This window comes from Nostoc sp., from assembly GCF_036916985.1.
Taxonomy (GTDB): domain Bacteria; phylum Cyanobacteriota; class Cyanobacteriia; order Cyanobacteriales; family Nostocaceae; genus Nostoc.
The window spans coordinates 27287-39930 of the sequence record NZ_JBALFD010000091.1; the positions used below are offsets into that span (position 1 = coordinate 27287).

The window sequence follows — 12644 nt, forward strand, 5'->3', positions numbered from 1 at the left end:
TAGCGTTTCCCGACCTTACTAGGTCGGGAAACGCTATAGTGCTTTTTGATAAAGTATCATTGCGACGTTACGCAACAAGGCAAAAGTAAAAAGTAAAAAGGCAAAAGAAAGAAAAATAAAAATGAGAACAAGTCATTAAATTTATTTATGGAATGAAATAAAAACATTTATTTCGGAACCAACCAATAATGCTGCTGAAAGAGCAGTAAACGAAAATTTTTTCACGTTGATGCAAATATTGTTTATTTGTTGATGGGAATTGCCTGTTGCCAGTAGCCTTTAACCCAAGCGTATTTTTATCTAATCCACCCTACTTTGAAAAGACTAAGATTTCACCGCCGGATACTGCTTCAAAACTTGCTTTAAATATTGCCCAGTATAAGACCTGGGATTTTTTGCAACTTCCTCCGGTGTCCCTACAGCAATTAATTCTCCGCCTTTGTCGCCGCCTTCTGGCCCCAAATCTATTACCCAGTCAGAACAACGAATTACATCTAAGTTGTGTTCAATTACTAATATTGAATTCCCTTTATCTACCAATCGTTGCAACACATCTAATAATTTGTGGACATCGTAAAAAGATAACCCTGTTGTCGGTTCATCTATTAAATAAAGCGTCTTCCCTGTGGCGCGTCGAGATAGTTCTGTTGCCAATTTCACCCGTTGCGCTTCACCACCAGATAAAGTAGTCGCAGGTTGTCCTAGTTGGACATAACCTAAGCCGACATCAAATAAAGTTTGCAAACGCGCGATCGCTTTGGGAATATTCTGGAAAAAGTCTAAACTTTCCTCAACTGTCATTCTCAGTACGTCAGAGATTGACTTATCTTTATACTTCACCTGTAACGTTTCGCGGTTGTATCTTGCACCTTTACAAATTTCGCATTGCACGTAAACATCTGGGAGAAAGTTCATTTCAATCACATTCACACCCTGGCCGCTACAAGCTTCGCAACGTCCACCTTTAACGTTGAAGGAAAATTGTCCGGGTTTGTAACCCCTAGCTTTGGCTTCGACTGTTTGGGAAAATACATCTCGAATCGCATCGAAAATTCCTGTGTAAGTTGCAGGGTTAGAACGTGGTGTGCGTCCAATGGGAGATTGATCGATCACGATCGCTTTATCAATCGCGTTTAATCCCTGAATTTTATCTAAATGTCTGGGTAAGGGAACTTTCTTAGTTAAATGGTGTTGCAGAGATGGATATAGTAATTCATTAATCAGTGTAGATTTGCCAGAACCAGACACACCAGTGATGGAGACGAGTTTACCTAGTGGAATGTCTACATCTATATTTTGTAAATTGTTGCGATGGGCATTTTTAATTCCCAAACTACGCCCATTTCCTTCTCGGCGTTCTGCTGGTGTGGTAATTACTCGCCTTCCCGATAAATAAGCACCCGTCAAGGAATCTTCTGCTGCTAATAACGCCTGAAAATCACCTTGGGCGATAATATTTCCGCCGTGAATTCCTGCACCAGGGCCAATATCAACTATGTAATTAGCTGCACGAATTGTTTCTTCATCGTGTTCAACGACAATTAATGTATTACCCAAATCGCGCAATTTAGTTAAAGTTTTCAGCAACCTGCCATTATCTCGTTGATGTAAACCAATACTCGGTTCATCTAAAACGTAGAGAACTCCTGTTAAACCAGAACCAATTTGCGTTGCTAGACGAATTCGTTGGGCTTCACCACCAGAAAGGGTCATGGCGGGACGATCAAGGGTGAGGTAATCTAAACCGACATCTAACAAAAATTGCAATCTAGCTTTGATTTCTCTCAGGACTAAATCAGCAATTTGTAACTGGCGATCGCTCAACTTAAATTGCTCAATTCTCTCTCGACAATCCCGAATTGATACGGTAGTCAAATCTAAAATTCCATATTGTCCCAACTTCACCGCCAAGGCTTCCGGTTTTAACCGTTTTCCCAGACAAACCTCACACGGTTGATCGATTAAATACTGCTCTAATTTTTGCTTAACTAATTCCGAACCACCCTCATATTGCCTCTGCAAAATTGGAATAGCACCTTTAAAACTCTGCTTCCTCTGCGCCTCTGCGGTTCGTTCATCTTTCTCGCCAAACAAAATAGTTTGCTGCTGTTCTTCTGTCAGCTTGCCCCAATTTGTCTGTAACTCAAACCCATAAATCTGTCCCACACTATAAAGTAATTCCAAATAATAAGAATTATCTTTTTCTGACCAAGGCGCGATCGCAGCATAAACTGGTGCTTCCCAGTCAGGTACGATCAAGTCTGGCGCAAATCTCCTTAAAGTCCCGATACCATGACAGTGCGGACAAGCACCATAAGGCGAGTTAAAGGAGAACAATCGCGGCGATAATTCTTCCATTACCGCGCCATGTTCTGGACAAGCAAAGTTTTCCGAAAATACTAATTCTTCTTCTTTTTCTTGTCCGTCGTCACCAAGTAGAGTCACCAGAATGGCTGCAATCCCACCCGATTGCTTGAGACACGTAGAAAGAGAATCAACCAAACGCTCCTGAATATCGGCCTTTTTCACCAAGCGGTCAATTACCACTTCGATGGTGTGGGTAAAATTTTTATCCAATTCAATAGAATCTGACAGTTCCCGGATCTCGCCATTGATTCGCACGCGGACAAAACCAAGGGAAGCCAGACTTGACAAAAGCTTACGGTGTGTGCCTTTCTTCCCCCGAACAACGGGTGCAAGGATTTGAAAACGGGTGCGGTCTGGTAATTCCATAATGCGATCGCACATCTCATCGATTGTCTGGGGTGCAATACAGCGATCGCATATCGGACAATGGGGTTCACCAGCCCGACCAAATAACAGCCGCAAATAGTCGTAAATCTCTGTCACCGTACCGACAGTGGAACGGGGGTTATGAGACGTTGATTTTTGGTCAATGGAAATCGCTGGACTTAAGCCTTCAATGGCTTCCACATCCGGCTTATCCAACTGTCCGAGAAATTGCCGTGCGTAGGCGCTCAGGGATTCCACATAGCGACGTTGCCCTTCAGCGAAAATGGTATCAAAGGCTAGGGAAGACTTACCAGAACCAGAAACGCCAGTGAATACGATTAGGCGATCGCGTGGTAATTCCAGGTCAATATTTTTCAGATTATGCTGCCTAGCACCCCGAATCCGAATGGTATTCTGGCTGTTGTGGCTGGGGTTGGGAAGATGGCCATTCAAGGATGCTGCTAGCTGTTGGTCTGACATATTGGGCGGCGAAGAAGGAGTTTCTTATGAAACAGTCCTTAATAATACTATCTTTAATTGGTTTATTGTAGAACAATAGTACTGTTTCAGTTAGTTATCGTTCCAGATTCATGCCGCAGACATACTTAACAGTGTGCTAATTTGGAAACATCTCGATTCAATATCCTTCTGAGGGTGAAGCTATGGTATCGCAAATCCAACCGCAGACGGAACGCGATCGCTTCAACCATTGCTGAGGTGAACTTTTTGATGTCTATTTAACGCGTCACGGAAGTTCCTACTCTCAAGGTAAACAAGCGAGTTCACTTAAGAACCGCTATGCTATATGCTTGAATAAATCACGTTAACTCTATAAGAATAGATAATTTAAGTAACTTTGACAACGGAACTAGAAGACTTTGTAATAAATAAATACGCCTTAGCACTACATACCACCACACCTGAATTAGGTTTGGCAATTAGTGATTTTGCTGGTGAAACTCGCTCCCAAGTTTGGAATTTGGGGCGTGATTTATCCAGCTTAGTGCATCAATATTTGATTGAATTTGTCAAACCGCAAACTTGGGCAGATTTGTCCTTTATTGCAGTTGCAAAAGGCCCTGGTGGTTTTACAGGCACTCGAATTGGTGTTGTTACTGCCCGGACTTTGGGGCAACAATTAGATATTCCTGTATTTGCGATTTCAACTTTGGCTGCGGTAGCTTGGTCAGAAGCAGGCAAAAGTCCAAATCCAAAAACTATTGCTGTGGAAATGCCAGCACAACGAGGTCAAATTTTTGCTGGTATTTATGAGTTTGAATCAGATGTTTCTCAACTAAGAGTGTGTTTATCAGATAGAGTGTTCACACCAGAGGCATGGCAGGAAACTTTAGCGAATTGGCACACTAATTATCAGTTGATTCAAGCCCAATCTGGGTTAGCAGCAACGGTAACAAGTATTTTAGAATTAGCTAATCTCGATTGGCAAGAGGGTAAATTTCCTAATTGGTCTGAGGCTTTACCATATTATGGGCAGCATCCAGTAGAAGTTTAACTAGTATTTTCCAAAGTCAAGTAATTGAGCAATCTGACGATGAAAATCATTGTTAAATAGCAAATGTGACAAACTGCGAACGCATTATCAGAAATCCGCTTCCAGGAACTTGTAGTAATAGCTTGTTATCTTTGACACTACAGTTTGATTGATGCTCAAATTTATGCTAGCTAAGTTACCATCACTTGTATTAGGACTTGCCATAACTCAAACCTTTGGATGCACAACTCATAAAGAGAATTTAGCGATCGCTCAAACTTCACCGAAGCCAGCACCCCAAGAAATTGTGCAAGCAGGAGAAGTTCGGGCCTTACCAGGCAAGTTGGATACAATACCTGTTTTTAACAGCAATAGCCCAGAATGGATTAAAAATGAGGGTATTTTACTTTCTACCTTGCCTCCAAACGGTAAAAAAGTTCCAGCAGCACACCTCAATTTTCCCTTTCAAGGACGCTTTGACTTATTCGCGCACCACTACACCCATACTCCCAAAGATTTACAAACCCTATACCTGGGTGTAATTGTGCATAACCCTGGTAAAAAACCTGTAACAGTAGATGTGTTGCAAGCGGCGAGTTATTTGATGCAGGATGCGCCCTTTGTCACCTCAGCACCCTACATCGAAAATAACGATGGTAAGGCTTACTCAGGACCAGGCGATCGCGCTGTTGGTGATGTACTCCGAGGTGTTCGACAAGCGGATTTTCCGGCAAAGCTGATAATTCCGCCAGGAAAAAGTCAGATGTTACTAAATCATCCGATTCCTGTACGAAATCTAGAAAAGCCAGTAAATGGTCGTTCTAGCTTTATGCGGCTGCGGAGTAGCGATCGAGTTTATGTGGCAAGTTTAGCGATGTTTGCCAAGAAAAATTCTGAATCAAAAGAACGCCAACCCACTCTCGCAGAATGGGAAGCTTTACTAAATACCGGGAACTTTGCCGGGCCGCGAGATAAAACCCCTACTCCTCCAAATGCTACCAGTGGCGCACTGATTTATGGGCGTGTAGCTGGTGTGTCTAGTGGTTCCCAATGGCAAGCAAAGTTGGTGGATAATCCCCAAACCACAAATCTGACTATTCCCCAACGTGGCAAAGCGATTTCTTATGCTTTAGACACATTACTCGGTGGTCGATTGGGCACTCAACAAATCCAAACGGCCAAGATGCTGGTACGTTATCCAGATACGGCTTATGAAGCACATGGTAATTATGGGGTGGAATATAAACTCACCTTACCTTTAAGCAACAATACCAACCAAAACCAGACCGTGACTGTTACTTTAGAAACACCTTTGAAGGAAGATAAATTATCCCAAGGTGGTGTCCGTTTCCGCAAACCATCCTTAGATTTTCCTTTCTTCCGTGGTACAGTGCGGCTACGCTATTTCGATGACCAAGGACAACAAAAGACGCGCTACGTACATCTATGGCACAGAACTGGTCAGGTGTTAGAACCATTAGTGCAGCTTGTACTTCCACCTTCGACTAAGCGGATAGTACAAGTAGATGTGATTTATCCACCAGATTCGACACCACCACAAGTGCTGAGTGTAAGAACTTTAGAAAAGTGAAAAATACTTCTTCTACCCAGAAACAATTTTGGGTTTTCGAGACGCGATAAATCGCCGTCTCTACAAATGTTTTGTTGCTCATTCTGAACTGTATTGACTTAAAATCCCAAATTAAAATAGCCACAGCCAAACTGGGAGAGTAACCAGCAATCCTATAGCCCCAGCAGCTAGGGCTGTAACTGCCAGATCGCGATCGAGATTGAATGTCTCAGCAATTACCAGTGTGGCGAAAGCTGGAGGCATGGCCATTTGTAGCACAATGATCTTGGCGATCGGCCCAGTTAATCCAAATAGTGGTAAAAAACTGCCCAATATCAAGGGAACTAGCAGCATTTTGATTCCTAAGCTCATCCCTGCTTGTGGTAGGCTACGCCAAGATTTGAGCAGCGCCAGTCGCATTCCAATTAACATCAAAGATAAAGCTACACTACTCCAAGCAAATTTCTCTAACCAGAATTCCGCGACAGTGGGAATTGTCACCTGTCGAAACAGCAAGCCAAATCCGAAACCCCACAAGGCAGGATTAATTAAGATAGCCCTAGCAGTCTGCCAATGATTCTGGACACCACCGCCAAAACGCGCTGCTAATAAAACACCGAAGGCATAAGTTCCGGGGAAGGAACCTAACAAATCGTAAAATAACGCCCAAGCAAAGTATTCCTTGCCTACCATTGCTAAGGTAATGGGAAAACCAAGATAACCTGTATTACCCAACATTGCGGCTAATATCAAGCTAGCCTGAGTTGGTGCTTGGGGGACAGTATTTTTAAAATATGCTTGTCCTTTAATCCCTAACCAAGCTAAAAATGCTCCGAGTAAAATGGCTAGGTAAGCGATCGCAGGTGCAATCCAAACTTGCCCTGACAAGCTAGATTGACGTAAAAAGGATACTATGCTTATGGGTACTCCCACCCAAAATAGGAACTGTCCCAAACGTGTAGGAACTGTCACAGGTAGTTTGCGTCCCAGAATAAAACCTACCAGGACTAATCCTCCCAGCTTGACGTATAGTTCTAAAAGGTTTGTCAAGTTTGCGCCTAAAAACCACAGATGTAAAATGCTACCTGTTACGTCTACTTTTGTCCAGTGCAAAATCTGTTATGGCTATCCCACAAAAACAGGAGTTTACCCTTGAATAAGGCAGGGTTTTCTGGAAAACCGCAAAACTCATCAAATGACCTTGGTGATGATATTCCAGTGGCAGTACGCGATACCCCTGATGCAACACCAAAAATTTGGTTGCAACCCCGAATTGTGCTGATTGGGGGAGTAATGGGATTTGTCTTGCTGGCTTTAATTAGCAGTTTTTTGTTTCTCGTCACCGCACCCAAAAAAACCGCCGATTCTCAAGCTTTACCAGCTACTTCTGCTCCTACAACTCCAACTCCCACACCATCTAATAATTCCAGCGATACTGTGTTAGGGCATTTTCCCTACCCAGAAGCGCCTGAGTCAGAACTAGTAACCATCTCCGCAAATAGGGGCATTAGAATGCGAAAAGCTGCTGCCCAAAAATTTGAGGAGATGGTAGCAGCAGCGCGGAGTGCAGGGGTAATTTTAGTACCAATTTCTGGTTTTCGCTCAGTCAAAGATCAGGAGCAATTGTTTTTTGGTGTCGGCGCTCAACGAAATCAAACGCCAGCAGAACGAGCTGCCCTCAGCGCTCCTCCTGGTCATAGCGAACATCACACAGGTTATGCTGTGGATATTGGAGACGGAGCAGTACCAGCAACTAATCTCCAAACCAACTTTGACAATACCAAAGCTTATCGGTGGATGCAAGCAAATGCCGCCCGTTTCAGCTTTGAAATGTCTTTTCCCAAAGATAATATTCAAGGTGTGAGTTATGAGCCTTGGCACTGGCGTTTTGTAGGCGATCGCAATAGTTTAGAAATGTTCTACAAAGCCAGAAATTTGAAACCCGCTAAGATATCGCCATAGAAGTTATACGATTTTAGATTTTAGATTTTAGATTTTTCCTTCAATCCCTCCGGGTTCAGCAGTCGCTCATCGGGGAAACCCCAAGACCGCGCTGCTTCACCAAAATTCAAAATCTAAAATTGGCTGAGTCAGAAGTAATTGGTTTTACCTACTTCCTCTCCTCTAATGGAGGCTGAAGCACCACTTCCCTAAGCGCTGGACAGTAATATTCAGCAATTTTTTTTGCGATCGCATCTGGTCGGGAAATTTTATCGAGATTGCAAAGTAAAATCACGGTAATTTTGTCATCAATAAAGCGGGTAATGTTACTTGCAAATCCTAAAATCGAACCATTATGACCAACTACTCGGCGATCGCCATAATTGAATACCCACCAACCTAAACCTGCAACATATCTCAATTTTTCCCAATCATCCCCTTGACTGGGAAAATGAGGAGTCCACATTTTATTAAGGGTTGATTGCTTTAATAGGGTTCCAACACAAAGCGCCTGTTCCCACTTCACCATATCTTCTACGCTGGAAAGTTGACCTCCAGCAGAATAGGTAACAGAAGGACTGTAGTAAGGTTTGTTAACGAGTTTGCTGTTTGGTAACCGATAGCCAGCAGCCCGGTGTGGCACTATGTCACTGGGATTATTCATCACGGTTGCATTCATTCCCAAAGGAGCAAAAATGCGCTCTTGCAACAAATCTCCATAAGATTGTCCAGTTACCTTTTCTAGGATCAAACCCAGTAGATAAGCTAAACCACATCGAGTTCACATATCTCAAATTTATATAACCCTTGTGGGGTGGGCATCTCGCCCGCCCTAATGATGCAAGTTAAACGTGTAACAGATTAGTAGCCTGTGTTGTCATAGGCGCTAAACTCACCCGGTTGGAACTTGAGCGGTAGGTGAGTAACTAGAGCCAAAATTTCAGATTTAGATAAATTAAGATGGGTAATTTCCCAATAGTTTGGGGCATCGGTATAGCTAGGAATTCCAGACTGATGAGACATAATATGCCCGATTGTGACATTTTGCCACGTTAGGGGTAGATAATCGAGATAGTCTGCGATCGCATCTTCTAGCGAAATTATCCCTTGTTCCACAAGTATCATTATGGCTGTAGCGGTGAAAGTTTTACCCACAGAGGCAATTTCATAAACTGTATGTTCAGTAGCTGGAACAGACTGTTCAATATTTGCCAATCCATAGCCCTTAACTAAAACAGGTTCACCTGACTGCACCACCGCAACAGAAAGTCCCGGAATCTGATTTTGAGTCATTGCGGCTCGAATATAGTCGTCAATCACGATTTCCAACCTCCTGCCTCCTAATCTCCAGTACCATGTCCTGAACTCTGAGTTTTCGCCTCTGCTCCTTCAGACTGAGTTTTTTGATACTTACCTGGATATTTATGTTGAAAATAAGCTTCCAGCACTTGTAAAACCATCGGGCCACAAATAGTACCGCCATGTTCGCCGGAGTTTTCCCCAAAAGCCACAACCACAATTTCCGGCTGATTACTGGGGGCATAAGCACCAAACCAAGTATGATTTGGGCGACCAACACCGGCTTCAGCAGTGCCACTCTTTCCAGATGCCGGGGCAATTGTGGGCACGTTCAAACTCTTACCAGTACCTTCACTTACCACCCTCCGCAGTCCGTCGCGGAGAACTTTGATGGTTTCCGATTTCATATTTAAGGATTCTCGCCAGCTTTTTGCTTCTTCATTATCTTTAAGCAAATGCGGCTTAACTCGATACCCACCATTCGCAGGGACAGCAAACATAATCGCCGATTGTAGGGGTGTCACTTGCAAAGCGCCTTGACCAATTGACATATTAATCGTGTCGCCTACAGTCCAAGGTGTCTTTAAAACTTTCTGCTTCCATATTTCATCTGGAACCAAACCTTTTGATTCTTCGTTGGGAAATTCAATGCCAGTTTTTTGACCAAACCCGTATTTGCGACTCCATTCGATTAAAGTTGGGCCACCGACTTTTCTACCAACTTGATAGAAGAAAGTATCACTACTCATAGCCATCGCTCTAGGAAATCCCAATGGCCCGAATCCGGCGTGGTTCCACTCACCAAATGTCACCCCACCAACAGTCAGGGAACCAAAGGTCTGTAATATTGAGTCTGGAGAAAATTCACCTGATTCCAATCCAGCTGTGGTAGTCACAATTTTGAACGTACTGGCGGGAGGAAAGGCACTCAGGGCACGATTTACCAAAGGATGATCTTTACCTTGCACGCTTTCCCAATCTTTCTGGGAGAGTTTTTGTTTGGAGAAGATATTTGGGTCAAAGGTGGGGTAAGATACCATTGCTAAAATCGCACCATTCTTCGGATCAATTGCAGCGATCGCACCTCGTTGATTTCCTAAAGCTTTTTCGGCTGCCTTTTGCACATCTAAATCGATGGTTAGGTGCAAATCGTTACCAGCTTTTGCCTGTTTCTCGCCAATAACCCGGATTGGTCTACCAGCACCATCTACTTCCACCTGCTGACCGCCCCATTCGCCCCGTAAAGCTTTCTCATAAGCTTTTTCTACGCCCATCTGACCAATTACATCTCCTAGTCGGTAGCCTTGCTCCTTTTTGTCCTTTAACTGGTCGGCAGTCAACTCTCGCGTATAACCTAGTACATGCGCCAATTCCTTACCGTGGGGATAATAACGCACCGAGTCTGTATTAATTTCCACTTCCGGGAGTTCATTCTTATACTCCTTTAATGCTGTGATTTCTGCTTCATTTAGATCGCGGGCAACCCGGATGAGTGAAGAAGAATTAGCACCTGCTTGTTCTAATTTCTTTTCCATCTCATCTTGCGGAATGTTGAGAATTTGCGCTAAACGTGGGCCGACTACAGACCAGGAAGGTTTAGTATGTGCCATCGGCCACAAATATACAGAACTAGGATAGCGAGTACTGGCTAAAAGTTTGCCATTCCGGTCAAAAATATTGCCCCGTTCAGGTTGTTTGGCAATCATCCGAATTCGGTTTGCTTCGGCTCTTTCCCGGAGTTTTGGTCCTTCAACAATTTGCAAATATGCCAAACGCGCCCCAATCCCAGCCGTCATTAATAGGGTAAATAGGATTAAAAATATTGATTGGAAACCACGTCCAACTGTACGGGTATCTTTTTTACTGCCAAGTGATGGGAATAAAGACATAAGTATCAATTACAAAATTCAAAATTTAAAATGAATAAACGCAATTTTAGCGAGCCTTTTAGAAATTGTTAATATGCAGTTTTAATGCTTATTAGCTTCATCAAAGAATATCTAAGTACTAGCACGAGTATATACAATTAAGCTGATACTATGATACTGAGGATGAAATAATCCGGCGAGTATATTCTTAAACAATTGTTTTTGGCGGATACAATGAACCAAGGTGTCAAATCTAGTCTGCCCAATAGACTACATAAAGTGACAAAATAAGGTAAATCAAGGCATTCTACTGAAGATTATGGCTCAAATTGTCATGCAGAATCAGAGGGGGATAACAAGTTTTCAGCCACTTGATGTTGAACTGCGTAACGTCTTCAAGTTTTTTAACCAAGAACCAGCAGTAAATGGAATCGACTTGGATGTTAGACAAGGAGAATTTTTTAGTATTTTAGGCCCCTCCGGTTGTGGCAAAACAACAACACTGCGCTTAATTGCTGGGTTTGAAATCGCTGACGCTGGTAAGGTGCTGATTCAGGGTCAGTCTATGACTAATGTGCCGCCTTACCGCCGACCCGTCAATACTGTATTTCAAAGTTACGCTTTATTTAACCACCTGAATGTCTGGAATAACATCGCCTTTGGACTGCGGTTAAAAAAAATACCCAAATCGAAAATTGAATCTAGAGTCCAAGAAGCTTTAAAACTCGTAAAAATGGAAAGTTTGCGATCGCGCTTTCCCAATCAACTTTCTGGTGGTCAACAGCAACGAGTTGCTTTAGCCAGGGCTTTAGTCAACCGTCCTACCGTTGTATTGTTAGATGAACCTTTAGGGGCGTTAGATTTAAAGCTACGTAAGGAAATGCAGGTTGAGTTATCAAATTTACACAAAGACTTGGGATTGACCTTTGTGATGGTGACACACGACCAAGAAGAAGCATTATCTTTGAGCGATCGCATTGCTGTGATGAATCAGGGCAAAATTGAACAAGTTGGTACTCCCAGCCAAATTTACGAACGTCCCTGCACGTCTTTTGTTGCTGATTTTATTGGCGATACTAATTTATTCAGTGGTGAAATTGTCGCGGTAGACTCCACCAATGTGCAAATTTCGACAAAAACAGGACTCTCAATTGTCATTAGCCGCACTGAAGATACACCAACTGAATTATCACAAGCTGTAGTTGTAAGTGTGCGTCCAGAAAAAATACAGCTTTCGCTTTATCCACCAAACTTGCCAGCTAACTGCTTTGAAGGACGGCTGATCAACGTTATGTATTTGGGTACACACGTTAATTATGTTGTGGAATTAACAAATAGCATTAGGATTCATGTGTTACAACCAAATACTTTTGGCGTTTTACCAGACCGTGATACACCTATTTATACCTGGTGGGCAGAAACCGATTGTTTAGCAATTAGTCAATAGTCAAACAATTTTGGATTTTAGATTTTAGATTGACCGGAGATTTATAAGAAGAATTCAGAACTCAGGAGCAGAGCCGGAGACTCCGAAGCTCCGGTCAGAATTCAGTATGAATTCTGTATGACTGGGTAATGAATATTGGTTTAACGTGAGTTCGATAGACCTCTCCCTGCCTTGAACTAAAGTTCAAGTCTGTCCCTCTCCGAGTCGGAGAGGGACAGGTTTTGCGTAGTAAAACCTTCTTAGAGGTCTTTTGGGTGGACATGATATAACCAGTCGAACTTACGTTGGTTTAAA

Annotated in this window: 9 protein-coding genes; 4 read left to right on the top strand and 5 right to left on the bottom strand. The window is 42.9% G+C overall.

Going from position 1 to position 12644, the window contains the following annotated elements:
• Window positions 1-324 precede the first annotated feature (324 nt).
• Window positions 325-3213: an excinuclease ABC subunit UvrA gene (uvrA, locus tag V7L07_RS29460; RefSeq protein ID WP_335062766.1), complete on the bottom strand. Its 2889-nt coding sequence runs from the start codon at window positions 3211-3213 to the stop codon at window positions 325-327.
• A gap of 376 nt (window positions 3214-3589) precedes the next feature.
• Between uvrA and tsaB the strand changes: the two genes are divergently transcribed.
• Together tsaB and V7L07_RS29470 are read left to right on the top strand one after the other, a co-directional pair.
• Window positions 3590-4246, top strand: coding sequence for a tRNA (adenosine(37)-N6)-threonylcarbamoyltransferase complex dimerization subunit type 1 TsaB (gene tsaB / locus V7L07_RS29465; protein ID WP_335062767.1), 657 nt, complete (start codon window positions 3590-3592; stop codon window positions 4244-4246).
• 163 nt (window positions 4247-4409) lie between these two features.
• Window positions 4410-5816, top strand: coding sequence for a DUF3370 domain-containing protein (locus V7L07_RS29470; RefSeq protein ID WP_335062769.1), 1407 nt, complete (start codon window positions 4410-4412; stop codon window positions 5814-5816).
• Between the two features lie 111 nt (window positions 5817-5927).
• On the opposite strand, the gene V7L07_RS29475 is transcribed toward V7L07_RS29470, so the two are convergent.
• Entirely contained in the window at window positions 5928-6845 is a 918-nt protein-coding gene (locus V7L07_RS29475; protein WP_335062790.1) for an AEC family transporter, read from the bottom strand.
• A gap of 102 nt (window positions 6846-6947) precedes the next feature.
• Between V7L07_RS29475 and V7L07_RS29480 the strand changes: the two genes are divergently transcribed.
• On the top strand, window positions 6948-7757 hold the full coding sequence (locus V7L07_RS29480) for a M15 family metallopeptidase (protein WP_335062771.1): 810 nt from the start codon (window positions 6948-6950) through the stop codon (window positions 7755-7757).
• 148 nt (window positions 7758-7905) lie between these two features.
• On the opposite strand, the gene V7L07_RS29485 is transcribed toward V7L07_RS29480, so the two are convergent.
• The 3 genes from V7L07_RS29485 to mrdA all read right to left on the bottom strand — a co-directional run bounded on the left by V7L07_RS29485 (window position 7906) and on the right by mrdA (window position 10924).
• The gene (locus V7L07_RS29485) at window positions 7906-8487 is read right to left on the bottom strand and encodes a serine hydrolase domain-containing protein (RefSeq protein WP_442936093.1); all 582 of its coding nucleotides are present in this window, start codon (window positions 8485-8487) and stop codon (window positions 7906-7908) included.
• A 110-nt stretch (window positions 8488-8597) separates the two neighbouring features.
• Window positions 8598-9056, bottom strand: coding sequence for a serine hydrolase domain-containing protein (locus tag V7L07_RS29490; RefSeq protein WP_335062773.1), 459 nt, complete (start codon window positions 9054-9056; stop codon window positions 8598-8600).
• Between the two features lie 20 nt (window positions 9057-9076).
• Entirely contained in the window at window positions 9077-10924 is a 1848-nt protein-coding gene (gene mrdA / locus V7L07_RS29495; protein ID WP_335062774.1) for a penicillin-binding protein 2, read from the bottom strand.
• 298 nt (window positions 10925-11222) lie between these two features.
• Here mrdA and V7L07_RS29500 point away from each other — a divergent pair, with 298 nt between their 5' ends.
• The gene (locus tag V7L07_RS29500) at window positions 11223-12350 is read left to right on the top strand and encodes an ABC transporter ATP-binding protein (protein ID WP_335062776.1); all 1128 of its coding nucleotides are present in this window, start codon (window positions 11223-11225) and stop codon (window positions 12348-12350) included.
• The last annotated feature ends 294 nt before the right edge of the window (window positions 12351-12644 follow it).